Source organism: Mycobacterium nebraskense (assembly GCF_002102255.1).
Lineage (GTDB): Bacteria > Actinomycetota > Actinomycetes > Mycobacteriales > Mycobacteriaceae > Mycobacterium > Mycobacterium nebraskense.
Map to the genome: position 1 here is coordinate 36254 of NZ_LQPH01000171.1, position 13893 is coordinate 50146.

At 69.5% G+C, this 13893-nt stretch carries 15 protein-coding genes; 8 read left to right on the top strand and 7 right to left on the bottom strand.

What is annotated here, in order from left to right; all coding sequences use genetic code 11:
• Positions 1-2: 2 nt before the first annotated feature.
• Positions 3-914, bottom strand: a complete 912-nt coding sequence (locus AWC17_RS26295; protein ID WP_046185914.1) for an HhH-GPD family protein — start codon at positions 912-914, stop codon at positions 3-5.
• On the opposite strand from AWC17_RS26295, the gene AWC17_RS26300 reads away from it, so the two are divergent.
• Together AWC17_RS26300 and AWC17_RS26305 are read left to right on the top strand one after the other, a co-directional pair.
• A complete protein-coding gene (locus AWC17_RS26300) occupies positions 913-1530 on the top strand; it encodes a carbonic anhydrase (protein ID WP_046185913.1) in 618 nt (205 codons plus the stop codon). The two genes, AWC17_RS26295 and AWC17_RS26300, sit on opposite strands and share 2 nt — an antisense overlap.
• A 114-nt stretch (positions 1531-1644) precedes the next feature.
• Positions 1645-2451, top strand: coding sequence for a hypothetical protein (locus AWC17_RS26305; protein ID WP_141224803.1), 807 nt, complete (start codon positions 1645-1647; stop codon positions 2449-2451).
• On the opposite strand, the gene disA is transcribed toward AWC17_RS26305, so the two are convergent.
• Genes disA through AWC17_RS26320 form a run of 3 tightly spaced genes read right to left on the bottom strand, consistent with a single transcriptional unit; the run spans position 2448 to position 5577 of the window.
• A complete protein-coding gene (gene disA / locus AWC17_RS26310; RefSeq protein ID WP_046184393.1) occupies positions 2448-3521 on the bottom strand; it encodes a DNA integrity scanning diadenylate cyclase DisA in 1074 nt (357 codons plus the stop codon). The genes AWC17_RS26305 and disA overlap by 4 nt on opposite strands.
• Positions 3518-4951 carry a DNA repair protein RadA gene (radA, locus tag AWC17_RS26315; RefSeq protein WP_046184392.1) on the bottom strand — a complete coding sequence of 478 codons (1434 nt, stop codon included), beginning with the start codon at positions 4949-4951 and terminating at the stop codon, positions 3518-3520. The genes disA and radA overlap by 4 nt, the downstream gene beginning before the upstream one ends.
• Positions 4952-5010: 59 nt before the next feature.
• On the bottom strand, positions 5011-5577 hold the full coding sequence (locus AWC17_RS26320) for a copper chaperone PCu(A)C domain-containing protein (RefSeq protein ID WP_046184391.1): 567 nt from the start codon (positions 5575-5577) through the stop codon (positions 5011-5013).
• A gap of 308 nt (positions 5578-5885) precedes the next feature.
• On the opposite strand from AWC17_RS26320, the gene carD reads away from it, so the two are divergent.
• The 6 genes from carD to AWC17_RS26350 are packed head-to-tail and all read left to right on the top strand — an operon-like array spanning position 5886 to position 10957.
• Entirely contained in the window at positions 5886-6374 is a 489-nt protein-coding gene (gene carD, locus AWC17_RS26325; protein WP_007166539.1) for an RNA polymerase-binding transcription factor CarD, read from the top strand.
• A gap of 16 nt (positions 6375-6390) precedes the next feature.
• Positions 6391-7077, top strand: coding sequence for a 2-C-methyl-D-erythritol 4-phosphate cytidylyltransferase (ispD, locus tag AWC17_RS26330; RefSeq protein WP_046184390.1), 687 nt, complete (start codon positions 6391-6393; stop codon positions 7075-7077).
• A complete protein-coding gene (ispF, locus tag AWC17_RS26335; RefSeq protein WP_046184389.1) occupies positions 7074-7562 on the top strand; it encodes a 2-C-methyl-D-erythritol 2,4-cyclodiphosphate synthase in 489 nt (162 codons plus the stop codon). The genes ispD and ispF overlap by 4 nt, the downstream gene beginning before the upstream one ends.
• A 48-nt stretch (positions 7563-7610) precedes the next feature.
• The gene (gene cysS, locus AWC17_RS26340; RefSeq protein ID WP_046184388.1) at positions 7611-9029 is read left to right on the top strand and encodes a cysteine--tRNA ligase; all 1419 of its coding nucleotides are present in this window, start codon (positions 7611-7613) and stop codon (positions 9027-9029) included.
• A complete protein-coding gene (rlmB, locus tag AWC17_RS26345; RefSeq protein ID WP_046184387.1) occupies positions 9030-9965 on the top strand; it encodes a 23S rRNA (guanosine(2251)-2'-O)-methyltransferase RlmB in 936 nt (311 codons plus the stop codon).
• Positions 9966-9970: 5 nt separating this feature from the next.
• Positions 9971-10957, top strand: a complete 987-nt coding sequence (locus AWC17_RS26350) for a glycerophosphodiester phosphodiesterase (protein ID WP_046184386.1) — start codon at positions 9971-9973, stop codon at positions 10955-10957.
• On the opposite strand, the gene AWC17_RS26355 is transcribed toward AWC17_RS26350, so the two are convergent.
• Genes AWC17_RS26355 through AWC17_RS26365 form a run of 3 tightly spaced genes read right to left on the bottom strand, consistent with a single transcriptional unit; the run spans position 10954 to position 13886 of the window.
• Positions 10954-12195, bottom strand: coding sequence for an SLC13 family permease (locus AWC17_RS26355; RefSeq protein ID WP_046184385.1), 1242 nt, complete (start codon positions 12193-12195; stop codon positions 10954-10956). The two genes, AWC17_RS26350 and AWC17_RS26355, sit on opposite strands and share 4 nt — an antisense overlap.
• 15 nt (positions 12196-12210) lie before the next feature.
• Positions 12211-13128: an MBL fold metallo-hydrolase gene (locus AWC17_RS26360; RefSeq protein ID WP_046184384.1), complete on the bottom strand. Its 918-nt coding sequence runs from the start codon at positions 13126-13128 to the stop codon at positions 12211-12213.
• Complete coding sequence (locus tag AWC17_RS26365) at positions 13128-13886, bottom strand: LamB/YcsF family protein (RefSeq protein ID WP_085165444.1); 759 nt, start codon at positions 13884-13886, stop codon at positions 13128-13130. The genes AWC17_RS26360 and AWC17_RS26365 overlap by 1 nt, the downstream gene beginning before the upstream one ends.
• Between the last annotated feature and the right edge of the window lie 7 nt (positions 13887-13893).

The window sequence follows — 13893 nt, forward strand, 5'->3', positions numbered from 1 at the left end:
AACTACGCTTCGCCCAGTAATGCGAAACGGCCATCGACCGTCCTCGTCACCAGGCCATCGGCCAGCAACGAATCCAGCGCTCGGTCGCGCTGGGCAGTATCGGTCAACCACGCCACGTCCAGTTCTGCACGGGTCACCGGGGAGTCGTTGCCGCGCAACACGTCCAGCAGGCGTCCGCGGACTTGCCGATCGGTTCCGGCGTAGGTCTGCACCCGCCGAGCCGGCCCCTGCGCTGGGGCATAGCCTGCGTCCCGCCACGCGCACCGGGCCAGCGGGCACAAGCCGCACCGGGGCGTTCGTGCGGTGCAGACCGTCGCGCCAAGTTCCATCAGGGCGACGGAAAACTGCGGCGCCGTTTCATCTCTGGGCAGCAGCACCGAGACGTCGGCCATGTCGCGCACCGCCGACGCCGAACCGCCGTCGGCCAGCCCGCGCACGGCGCGGGCCACCACCCGACGCACGTTGGTGTCCACCACCGGAACCGGCTGGCGGTAGGCGAAACAGGCGACGGCGCGCGCGGTGTAGCTGCCGATGCCGGGCAGGGTCAGCAGGGTGTCGACGTCCTCGGGAACCACGTCGCCGTGGTCGCGCGCGATGACGGTCGCGCATTCGTGCAAGCGCTTGGCCCGCCTCGGATAACCGAGCTTGCCCCACGCGCGCAGCACGTCGGCGGCGCTGGCGGCGGCTGTGGCCGACGGGGTGGGCCACCGCCGCACCCAGTCCGACCAGATCGGCAGGACCCGCGACACCGGTGTCTGCTGCAGCATGAATTCGCTGACCAGGATCTGCCATGCGCTGACGCCGGGCTCCCGCCAAGGCAGGTCGCGGCGGGATCGTCCGTACCACTCGAGCAACTCATCGGCCGAAATATTTGGCCGACCGTTTACCGGCGGATGCGGCATGATGTCAGCCATGCCTAACACCAGCCCCGTGACCGCGTGGAAAGCACTCAAAGAGGGTAACGAGCGATTCGTCGCCGGGAAGCCCCAGCATCCCAGCCAGAGTGTGGAACACCGGGCCAGTCTGGCCAATGGGCAAAAGCCGACCGCGGTCGTGTTCGGCTGCGCGGACAGCCGGGTGGCGGCCGAGCTCATTTTCGACCAGGGCCTGGGTGACATGTTCGTGGTGCGCACCGCGGGACAGGCGATCGACTCGGCGGTGCTGGGCTCCATCGAGTTCGCGGTGACGGTCCTCGACGTGCCGCTCATCGTCGTTCTGGGTCATGACAGCTGCGGTGCCGTCAAGGCCGCCCTCGCAGCCATCAAAGACGGCGCGATACCGGGCGGTTTCGTGCGCGACGTGGTGGAACGGGTCGCGCCCTCGATCCTGATGGGCCGTCGCGAAGGCCTCAGTCGCGTCGACGAGTTCGAGGAACGACATGTACGCGAGACGGTTGCTCAGCTCATGTCGCGTTCAACCGCGATCGCCGAACGGGTGCGTGCCGGCACCCTGGCGATAGCGGGCGCCACCTATCACCTCGCCGACGGGCGGGCGGCACTGTGCGACCACGTCGGTGATATCGGCGAATAGCGGGTTTTCGGGGGCCCAGCGCGGCCGTCACTAACACGGCGGTCAGCCAGCAAACCCCGCGACACGCCGGGGCGGGTCAGGCAACTCGACGTGACCTGGACCTACGCTGCAAACGTGCTGGATCTGGAACCGCGTGGCCCGCTACCTACTGAGATCTATTGGCGGCGCCGTGGCCTGGCCGTGGGCGTCGCGGTCGTCGTGGTGGGGATCGTGGTCGCCGCGGTCATCGCCTTCATGGGGCACAACGGGGGCGCCAAGCCCGCCAGTGCCGACAAGCCCAATTCCGCTCAGAGCAAGCCCGGCTCGCCCGCGCCGCAGGCGCCCCCGCCTGCCGGGCCCGGGGAGCAGCCCACCCCGGTTCCCCAACAGGGGCAGAACCCGGAGATGCCCACCCCGACCGCCGCGGTGCAGCCGCCGCCGGTGCTGAAAGAGGGCGACGACTGCCCCGATTCGACGCTGGCCGTCAAGGGCCTGACCAACGCGCCGCAATACTTCATCGGCGATCAGCCGAAGTTCACCATGGTCGTCACCAACATCGGCCTGGTGTCCTGCAAGCGTGACGTCGGTGCCGCGGTGCTAGCGGCCTACGTGTACTCGCTGGACAACAAGCGGCTGTGGTCGAACCTGGACTGCGCGCCGTCCAACGAGACGCTGATCAAGACCTTCACCCCGGGCGAGCAGGTGACGACCGCGGTTACGTGGACGGGGATGGGGTCGGCGCCGCACTGCCCGCTGCCGCGGCCGGCGATCGGGCCGGGCACCTACAACCTCGTCGTGCAGCTGGGTAACCTGCGTTCCCAGCCGGTCCCGTTCGTCATGAACCAGCCGCCACCGCCGCCGGGCCCGGTGCCTGGGCCGGGTCAGCCGGCCGCCGCGCCGCCGCCGGAGGCACCGCCGGTCGCGCCGCTCCCAGCCGGCTAGCTGAGCGGGTCGGCGATAGTCGACTCCGCGAGCTGCGATAGACCCTCACGCACGTGGCGGGCCCACATCGCACCGATGCCCTCGACCGACTGCAGGTCGCCGGCGCTGGCCGCCAGCAGGCCCTGCAGCGTCCCGAACGACCGGACCAGTAGGTCGGAGTGGGCGAACTGCAGCCGCGGGATGCTGGCCAGCGCGCGGTAGCCGCGCGGGCTCACCGCCGAATCCTGCGCCTCCGCCGTCGTCGGGTAGCCGAAAACCTTTGCCAACGCGGTCAGTTCGAGCAGTTCGGTGTCGGAGAGGGCGTCCAGCTCGTCGAGGGTCGCGGTCATCTGAGCTTTCGACAGCGGCTCGGGGCTGGCGTGATAGTCGCGCACGGTCAGTTCCCGCGCGATGTCGTTGCCGCCCAGCAGCTCGTCGAGCTGCAGCCGCAGCTGGCGCCCGTCGGTGCCCAGCTCGACGACGTCGTAGTCGATCACCAGGCCGATCCGCCGGACCAGCTCGAGCCGCTGCACCACCGTCATCACGTCGCGCAGCGTGACGAAGTCCTCGATCTCGGCGAGCGACAGTTGCCTGCTGACCTCGTCGAGCCTGGTCTTGTATCGCTCCAGGGTCGCGATCGCCTGGTTGGCCCGCGACAGGATGGTCGCGGAATCGGCCACCACGTGGCGCTCCCCTCCGACGTAGACGGTCACGATGTTCATCGAGTGGCTCACCGAGATCACCGGGTAACCGGTCTGAATCGCCGCCCGTTCCGCCGAGCGATGGCGGGTTCCCGATTCGTCGGTGGGTATCGACGGGTCCGGCACCAGCTGCACGTTGGCCCGCACGATGCGGCTGCCGTCGGTGGACAGCACGACGGCGCCGTCCATCTTCGCCAGCTCCCGCAGCCGGGTCGGCGCGTACCGGACGTCGAGCGCGAATCCGCCGTCACAGATGGCCTCTACGGCCTCGTCGTTGCCGAGGACGATCAGCGCACCGGTGCGGCCACGCAGGATGCGCTCGAGGCCGTCGCGCAACCCGGTGCCCGGCGCCAGGCGGGCGACGGTCTCACGCAGTGTCGGACGAGTCACAGCGTGTCATTGTGCGGCCCCACCGCGTCGTGCGTCCAGCCGTTGCGGGGCCCGGCGATGGCTTTCATGTGTTGCAGCGCCGCGACGATGGTCGGTGCCCGCAGCGCCCGCATCCCATTGGGCACTATCTCGCGTCGTGGGTCGTCGCCGTCCGGGATGAGCGCGATGCTGAATCCCTGGCGCGCGGCCTCACCCAGCCGCCGTTCCATGCCGCTGACCCGGCGCAGATCGCCCGCCAGCCCCACCTCGCCGATCATCACCGCCGTCGTCGGCAACGGCAGATCGGAGTAGGCCGAGGCCAGCGCCATCGCGACGGCCAGATCCGAGGAGGGATCGGTCAATCGCATGCCGCCCACTGTGGACAGGTAGATGTCGTGCACACCGACGGTCAGCCTGCCGTGCTTCTCCAGCACGGCACTGATCATCGCGGCCCGGGAGTGGTCGATCCCGCTGACGGCACGGCGCGGCGAGCCGCCCCCGGGCGTCGCCAGCAGCGCCTGGACCTCCCCGATCAGCGGTCGCTTGCCGTCCAGCGTCACGGTGATCGCGGTCCCGGCGACCGGCGCCGGCCGCTGATCGAGAAACAGGTTCGACGGGTCGGACACGTCCTCGATCCCGTTGTCGTGCAGCATGAAACAGCCGACCTCGTCGGCCCCGCCGAACCGGTTCTTGACCCCGCGGACCATCCGCAGCGACCCGTTGCGATCGCCCTCGAAATGCAGCACCACGTCGACGAGGTGTTCCAGCGAGCGCGGCCCGGCGATGGCCCCGTCCTTGGTGACGTGGCCGACCAGGATCAGCGCGACGCCGTTGGCCTTCGCGGCCGCGGTCAAGGCGGCGGTGACCGCGCGCACCTGTGTGACCCCGCCGGCCACGCCGTCGGCCTCCGTCGTGGACATGGTCTGCACCGAGTCCACGATCACCAGCGCGGGCCGCAGGGTCGCGATGTGGTCGAGCACCGTGTGGACGTCGGATTCGGCGGCCAGGTAGACCTCCTGGGCATCCTTGCCGCCGCAGCCGATCCGGTCCGCACGCAGCCGGATCTGGCCGGCCGACTCCTCGCCGGAGATGTACAGCGCGCGCTGGCCCGAAAGCGCCCAGCGATGGGCCACCTTGAGCAGCAGCGTCGACTTGCCCACGCCGGGATCACCCGCCAGCAGCGTGACCGAACCGGGCACCACGCCGCCCCCCAGCACCCGGTCGAGCTCACCGATGCCAGTTGAGCGGTGCTGGCTGGCGTTGGCTTCGACGGAAGTGATCGGGACCGGCCGCGAAGCCGAAGCCAGCCCCGCGCGACGTCCGCCGACCGCGCTGAGCACCGGCACTTGGTCGACGGTGCCCCAGGTGCCGCACTCCAAGCAGCGGCCCACCCACTTGGCGGTGACATGCTGGCATTCGGAGCAGCGGTATTGGGAGCGCGCATTTGCCACGCCATGACGGTATCGAGGCGGTACGACAAATCGCCGCTATGACAGGCGGTTGCGCCCGTCTAGCTTTGCTGCGGCGAGGCCAGTCCGGCCGAAACCGGCACCAGCACGGTGGCCTGACCGGCCTTCTCGAAATTGAATGTGAAGTTGTACAGGAGGCCGTTGCTGATCGGCTTGGCCAGTGTGACGGTCGCCTTGGCCGCATTGCTGGAACCCATCGGGCCCGGGGCCACCTTCTGGCCCTCCGGCGTACCGATCAACAGCATGCCGCCGGCGGGCAGTCGACCGTCTCCACTCAGGGCGACCGAGCCAACGTCGCTGGTGATGCTCACCAATCGGTCCGGCACGTCCGGCGACAGGTTGACGGCCACCAGCAGCAGGTCCACCGCCTGCCCCGGATGCACGAAGTCACCGGTCTGCGCGGCCTGCATACGGATGTTGCGCAGCGCCACGTTGTTGAACGTGACTTTGTTGCCGTTGATGGCCGGCTCCTGGACGGCCATCTGCGAGACCTGACCGGCACCGCAACCGCTGAGCAGGACCGCCACCACCGCGATGAGGCCGACGAACGCGGCCCGGACGGTCAGTGCGGGCGCCCGCAGGGGGAGGCTGATCTCGAAGCGGTTCACTCAATGCCTCCTGCTAGGCCGGTTCGACTGATGCAACTATGCACAGTAGTAGGAAGGCTTCGCGCGCGATAGCGCGGGGCGTAAGACCAGCCCGGGAGCCCTCTCGCGGGGCCCTTCAAAGCCCAACCGCGGCCGCGCCGGGGCCGCTCTCGGGGCCGAATGAAGGCATTGGTAATGTGCATCACTGCACGTTCTGCTCCCCCTGTCAACCCCTAATCTGCGCGTGTTGTGCCCCTGACCTGCATCGTTGCTCCACGCGCGATTGGGCGGCCGTGTTAGGATGAAGTAACGAAAGGGGCTCGAATCAGATGATCTTCAAGGTCGGCGACACCGTTGTTTACCCACATCACGGTGCTGCGTTAGTCGAGGCGATCGAAACCCGCACCATCAAAGGGGAACAAAAGGAATATCTCGTCTTGAAGGTGGCGCAGGGAGACCTCACAGTTCGAGTTCCCGCGGACAACGCTGAGTACGTCGGTGTCCGCGACGTCGTCGGGCAGGAAGGCCTCGACAAGGTGTTCCAGGTGTTGCGGGCTCCGCACACCGAAGAGCCGACCAACTGGTCGCGCCGCTACAAGGCCAATCTGGAAAAGCTGGCCTCCGGCGATGTCAACAAGGTGGCCGAGGTGGTGCGCGATCTGTGGCGTCGCGACCAGGAACGTGGTCTGTCCGCCGGCGAGAAGCGCATGCTGGCCAAGGCCCGCCAGATTCTGGTCGGCGAATTGGCGCTCGCCGAAAGCACCGACGACGCCAAAGCGGAAACCATCCTCGACGAGGTTCTGGCCGCCGCTTCCTGAAGGCCCTGACTCTTCGGTGGTCACGGGGACGGTCTCCTCGGGCACAGTCGTCGCAGTAGTCCCGGCCGCAGGGTCGGGGGAGCGATTGGGCGCCGGCATCCCGAAGGCATTCTGCGAAGTCGACGGGCGCACCCTGCTCGACCGCGCCGTCAGCGGTTTGCTGGAATCCGGGGTCGTCGATCACGTGGTGGTCGCGGTACCGGCGGCCCGGGCCGATGAGGCCAAGCGCACCCTGGGCGAACGAGCGACAGTCGTCGCCGGCGGAGCCGACCGCACCACGTCGGTGAGCCTGGCGCTGGCCGCCCTCGCCGGTGACCCCGAGTTCGTGCTGGTGCACGACGCCGCCCGCGCCCTGACACCACCCGCGCTGATCGTGCGCGTGGTGGACGCGTTGCGAGCCGGGCACAACGCCGTCGTGCCCGCGCTGCCGCTGCATGACACCATCAAGGCCGTGGACGCCAACGGCGTGGTCCTGGGCACGCCCGAGCGGGCCGGCCTGCGCGCCGTGCAGACGCCGCAAGGCTTCGCCCGTGACTTGCTGATGCGCGCGTACCAGCGCGCGGGCACGGCCGATTTCACCGACGACGCGTCCCTCGTCGAGCACGTCGGTGGCCAGGTCCAGGTCGTCGACGGCGACCCCCTGGCGTTCAAGATCACCACCCAGCTCGATCTGTTGCTGGCCGAAGCGATCGTGCGCCGGTGAGCGGGCAGCTTCGGATTCCAAGGGTCGGCCTGGGCGTCGACGTGCATCCGATCGAACCCGCCCGGCCCTGCTGGCTGGTGGGTCTGTTGTTCACCGGCGCCGACGGCTGCGCCGGTCACTCCGACGGTGACGTGGGGGCGCACGCGCTGTGCGACGCGCTGTTATCGGCCGCGGGGCTGGGTGACATCGGCGCGGTCTTCGGGGTCGACGACCCACGCTGGAAAGGCGTCAGCGGCGCCGACATGCTGCGCCACGTCGTCGACTTGGTAACGAAGGGCGGCTTTCGGGTCGGAAACGCCGCGGTGCAGCTGATCGGCAACCAGCCGAGAATCGGTCCGCGCCGCGCCGAGGCGCAGCACGTGCTCTCGGAGCTGCTGGGCGCCCCGGTCTCGGTGTCGGCGACGACGACCGACGGGCTGGGCCTGACCGGTCGCGGCGAGGGCCGTGCAGCCATCGCCACCGCATTGGTGGTCCCCGTCGGGTAGGGCGCGCAGCGCCGGGCAAATCCGAACCACCCGGTAAGCTGGCACGTCGTGACCGATCGCGCCCGCTTGCGGCTACACGACACGGCGGCCGGTGCCGTGCGTGATTTCGTTCCGCTCCGCGAAGGCCACGTCTCCATCTACCTGTGTGGGGCCACGGTTCAGGGCCTGCCGCACATCGGCCACGTCCGCAGCGGTGTGGCCTTCGACATCCTGCGCCGATGGCTGATGGCGCGCGGCTGCGACGTCGCGTTCATCCGCAACGTCACCGACATCGACGACAAGATCCTCAACAAGGCCGCCGCGGCCGACCGGCCGTGGTGGGAGTGGGCGGCCACCTACGAGCGCGCGTTCAGCGCAGCCTACGACGCCCTGGACGTCTTGCCGCCGTCGGCCGAGCCACGCGCCACCGGGCACATCACCCAGATGGTCGAATTGATGGAACGCCTGATCGAAACCGGTCACGCATACCCGGCGGGCGGCGACGTGTACTTCGACGTGCTCAGCTACCCGCAGTACGGCCAGCTGTCCGGCCACAAGGTCGACGACGTCCACCAGGGCGAAGGTGTGGCCACCTGCAAGCGCGATCAGCGCGACTTCACGCTGTGGAAGGCCGCCAAGCCCGGCGAGCCGTCATGGCCCACACCGTGGGGCCGCGGACGCCCGGGCTGGCACCTGGAATGCTCGGCGATGGCGCGCACCTATCTGGGGCCGGAATTCGACATCCACTGCGGCGGGATGGACTTGGTCTTCCCGCACCACGAGAACGAGATCGCGCAGAGCCGCGCCGCCGGCGACGGATTCGCCCGCTACTGGCTGCACAACGGCTGGGTCACCATGGGCGGCGAGAAGATGAGCAAGTCGCTGGGCAACGTGTTGGCCATCCCGGCGTTGTTGCAGCGGGTGCGACCGGCGGAGCTGCGCTACTACCTCGGCAGCGCCCACTACCGCTCGATGCTGGAATTCTCCGACACCGCGCTGCAGGACGCGGTGAAAGCCTATGTGGGCGTTGAGGAATTCCTGCACCGCGTCCGCGTTCGCGTCGGTGCCGTCGAGCCCGGCGAATGGACCCCGCGGTTCGCCGAGGCGCTCGACGACGACTTGGCGGTCCCGGCCGCGCTGGCCGAGGTGCACCACGCCCGGGCCGAGGGCAACCGGGCCCTCGACACCGGCGACCACGAGGGCGCGCTGCAGCACGCCCGCGCGATCCGCGCGATGATGGGCATCCTGGGCTGCGACCCGCTCGACGAGCGCTGGGAAACCCGCGACGAGACGTCGGCCGCGCTGGCGGCCGTCGATGTGCTGGTGCGGGCCGAATTGGAGAACCGGGAAAAAGCGCGCGAGCAACGCAATTGGGCGCTCGCCGACGAGATCCGGGATCGGCTGAAGATTGCCGGCATCGAGGTCACCGACACCGCCGACGGGCCGCAGTGGGAGCTGTTGGCCCGCGAAGAAAAGCGCACCGAGTAGATGGCCGGCAACTCGCGGCGGCGAGGGGCGATACGCAAAGCGGGCACCAAGAAGGGGGCCACCGTGGGCTCGGGCGGCCAGCGTCGCCGCGCGCTGGAGGGGCGCGGTCCCACGCCGCCTGCGCACCTGCGTCCCAGCCATCCCGCCGCCAAGCGCGCCCAGTCCCAGTCGCGGCGGCCGCCTACCAAGCGGCCCACCGACGAGACGGAAACGGTGCTCGGCCGCAACCCGGTGCTGGAGTGCCTGCGCGCCGGAGTCCCGGCGACCGCGCTCTACCTGGCCCTGGGCACGGACGCCGACGAGCGGGTCACCGAATGCGTTGCCCGCGCGGCGGATTCGGGCATCTCGATCCTCGAGGTGCCGCGTCCCGACCTGGACCGGATGACCAGCAACCGCCTGCATCAGGGCATCGCGCTGCAGGTGCCGCCGTACAGCTATGCCCACCCCGACGACTTGTTGGCGGCCGCGATCAATTCGCCGCCCGCGCTGCTGGTCGCGTTGGACAACATCTCCGATCCCCGCAACCTGGGCGCGATCGTGCGTTCGGTCTCGGCGTTCGGCGGTCACGGTGTGCTGATCCCGCAGCGGCGTTCGGCGTCGGTGACGGCGGTGGCCTGGCGCACCAGCGCCGGGGCCGCGGCCCGCATCCCGGTGGCCAGGGCCACCAATCTCACCAGGACGCTTAAGGATTGGGCCGACCGTGGAATCCGGGTGATCGGTCTGGACGCCGACGGCGACACCGTGGTCGACGACATGGACGGCGCCGACCCGCTGGTGGTGGTCGTCGGGTCGGAAGGCAAAGGGCTGTCGCGACTGGTGCGGCAGAACTGCGATGAGGTGGTGTCCATCCCGATGGCCGGGCACGCCGAATCGCTGAACGCCTCGGTGGCCGCCGGGGTGGTGCTCGCCGAAATCGCCCGCCAGCGCAGGGTTTAGCTCCGGTGCGCCGCTGGCCCGCGCGCCTCGGTGCCGTGCTGGCCGCCGTCATCGTCTCGGCACCGCCCTTGGCGGACGCCCAGGCCCCCGAATTCGACCTGCAGGCCCATCGGGGCGGACGTGGGGAGACCACCGAGGAGTCATTGCGGGCCTTTGCCAAATCACTCGAATTGGGCGTCAGCACACTCGAACTCGACATCAACATCACCAGAGACGGGCAACCGCTGGTGTGGCACGATCCGGCGATCGACGCCGACAAATGCGCCGACACCCGACCCGCGTTCGCTAGCGATCCGCAGTATCCCTACGTCGGCAAGTTGGTGCATGAGCTCACCCTGTCGCAGATCCGTACGCTCGACTGTGGACGGCGTCTGCCCGAGTTTCCCGATGCCGAAGTGGTGCGGGGCAACAAGATAGCCATCCTGCCGGAGGTGTTTGCGCTCGCCGATTCCTACCGTGCCGCCGTGCGCTACAACATCGAAACGAAAGTGGCGGCCGACCGGCCCGGCACTTCGGCCGATCCACAACAGTTCGTCGACGTGATACTGGCCGCGGTCAGATCGGCCGGCAAGGTCAGCCGCGTGGAGATCGAGAGCTTCGACTGGCGGACCCTTCCGTTGGTTCACCGGGACGAGCCGTCAATTCCGTTGGTGGCGTTGTACAACGAGGACACCTGGGTCCCTGATTCGCCATGGCTGGCCGGTGAGAACGCCGCCGACCCGGCTTTTGCAGGCGACCCGATGATCGGGGCGAAGCTGGTAGGCGCAGACATCGTCTCGCCCAGCTACCAGCTGGTCGCCGGCAAACCGTATGTCGATCGTGCGCATGCGTTGGGGCTCAAGGTAATCCCGTGGACGGTCGATGATGAGGCCACCATGCGCGAACAGATCGCCGATGGGGTCGACGGACTTATCACCGACTACCCGACCCTGTTGCGCAGCGTGATGGCCGAACTCGGGATGCCGCTGCCGCCGGCCTACCACCGCGGTTAGGCGCCGACCAGCCGCACTGACGCCCACAGCGCGAGGACCGCGACCACCAGCGAGGCAGGCACGGTGCACAGCCCGAGGCGGGTGTACTCCCCGACGCCGGCGTCGACATCGTGTCGGCGAAGCACGCGGCGCCACAACAGGTTCGACAGCGAACCGACGTAGGTCAGGTTCGGTCCGATGTTGACCCCGAGCAAGACGGCCAGGATGGCGACCGGTCCGCTCGGAGCGACCAGTGGCAGCAGCACCAGGGTGGCGGGCAGGTTGTTCACGACGTTGGCAAGTACGGCGGCCATCGCGGCGATGGCGAGCAGTGCGGGCAGTGTCGATCCGGTTGGCAGCACCGCCGACATCGCCCTGTCCATGCCGTTGAGCATGACGGCCCGCACGACGACGCCCAGCGCAAGCACGAATACCAGGAACGACATGTGCGCCGAGCGCGCGATGTCGGCCACCGAGGTGTGCCGACGGCTCAGGCTGCGCGCGGCCAGCACCGCGGCGCCGGCGAGCGCCACCCAGGCCGGGGCCACCCCGATGGACTGGGCCACCGCGAATCCGGCCAGCGTCAACCCGACGACCACCAAGACGAACATCGGGGGCCGTGGCGCCGGCCCGGGTTGCTCCGGGTGGGGCTGCACGCGCAGGTCGGCGGCGAAAAACCCGCGAAACACCGCGTACAGAGTGACCACCACGCCCACCCACGGCAACGCCATCAACAGGGTGAACCGAGTGAACGAAAGGTTGGCGGCGTGAAACGCCAGCAGGTTGGTCAGGTTCGACACCGGCAGCAGCAGGGAGGCGCCGTTGGCCAGGTGCGCGGTGGCATAGGCGTACGGCCGCACCGGCGTTCGCAACCGGCGGACGGCGGCCAGCACCACCGGAGTGAGCAACACCACCGCGGTGTCGAGGCTTAGCACGGCGGTGACCAAGGCGGCGACAACGAACACCCGCCGCAGCAGGCCGCCCGACCCGACGCGCCCGCGGGTGATCGCCGCACCCGCCGCCTCAAACAGGCCCTCGTCGTCGCACAGCTTGGCCAGCACCAGCACCGCGCCCAGGAACCCGACCACTCCCGAAAGCCCGGCCACTTCCTCGACGGCCTGATGCACCGATATAGCGCCGGCGGCGATCAGGACGAGGGCCGCGGGAACCGCCGCCACCGCCTCCGGCCAACCCCTCGGGCGCACGACTGCGAAGGCCAGGACGGCAGCGAGCAGCACCAGCGCAAGGGTCAGGGTCAATGTTCGATAATCGCGTCAGGCCCATGGGTTCTCGCGCCGCCACACCGTCGGCAGGTGCAGCGCGACACCGTCCTGTGCGGCCAGCTCGTCGAGGATGCGGATCGACACGTCCAGGTCGTCGCCCGCGTAGGGCAGGGCCCGCAGTGGTTTCGACAGCGGCCGGAAGAAGTCGTCCCAGTGAATGAGGATCACCCGGCGCGCCCCCACGGCGCGCACGGTCTCGGTCCAGTAGTCGATCACATATGACCTCGGCTGCAGCCCCAGCTGTCCCACGGACAGATAGACGGCATGGGCGCGGTGGCCGGCCAGTGCGCCCCTGACGAAACCGGCGCTGCCCTGGATCAGCAACCGCCCGCCCGACGGCCGGTGGTGCACCAGCGTCGACCAGGCCTCCCCGCAGCGGTAGGCGGACGCCTTGACCGGCGGGGTCAGCGGCGCGTCGATCGTGCCGGGGAACCGGTCCGGCTCGCAGTGGTGGGACTCCACGAGCGTCACGTCGTAGGCGCCCAACGCGATTGGTTCGCCGCTGGAGGCGACCACGAGACGGTCCTCGGGCAGCCCGAATCCGCGCCCGACGTTGGCCGCCGACCGTCCGCCGACCAGTCGTGCGCCGGTGCGGTCGGCGACCAGCGCGGAATCCAGCACGTGGTCGATGTGGGTGTGCACCGGTACGACGGCCTCCAGCCGGGACACCTTGGCCCGGGCCAGGCAGCCGTCCACGCGCGCTGGGGACGGGGCCACCTTGCCGGCGGCCACCCGCGCCAGGCCCGGCCGGGAGAAGTAGCCGTCGGTCAGCAGCGCCGACAACCCGTCGTCGATGAGCAGCGTGGCCACGCCCATCCACGTCACCGATAGGGACCTGGGTTCGGCGGCCGGCGCGTCGAACCGATCCGCGTACCGTGCGATGTCGGGCCGACCGAGTTTCAGCCGCATCAGCTGAACGCCCCGATCTCGAAGCCGGCGGCCTTGAGCCGGTCGCGCACGGCGGTCGCTATCTGGACCGCGCCGGGCGAATCACCGTGCACGCAAACCGATTCCACGCTGACCTCGATCTGCGTGCCGTCGATGGCGGTGACCCGGCCGGAGGTCACCGTGCTCACCACGCGGTCGGCGATCTCCGCCGGGTCTTGCAGCACCGCGCCGGCTTCGCTGCGGGACACCAACTGGCCGTCCGCCAGGTAGGCGCGGTCGGCGAAGGCCTCGGCCACCGTGCGCAGGCCACGGCGCGCGGCCTCGTCGAAAAACGCCGAGCCCGCCATGCCAAGCACCGGCAGCGTCGGATCCACCATCCGCACCGCCTCCGCGACCGCGGCCGCCTGATCGCGGTGGGTCACGATCGCGTTGTACAGCGCGCCATGGGGTTTGACGTAGGACACCGCGGAACCCGATGCGCGCGCGATCGCCTGCAGCGCGCCGATCTGATACACCAGATCGGCGGCGAGGTCTTCGGCGGAAACGTCGATGAAGCGCCTGCCGAACCCGGCCAGGTCTCGATAGCCCACCTGCGCCCCGATGCGGACGCCGCGCCCGGCGGCCGACCGGCAGACCTGCAACAGGCCGGCGGGATCCCCGGCATGGAATCCGCACGCCACGTTGGCGCTGGTGACGATCCGCAGCATGGCGTCGTCATCAGCGAGGCGCCAGACGCCGAAGCCCTCGCCCAGGTCGGCGTTGAGGTCGATACCGGCCACCCACCCA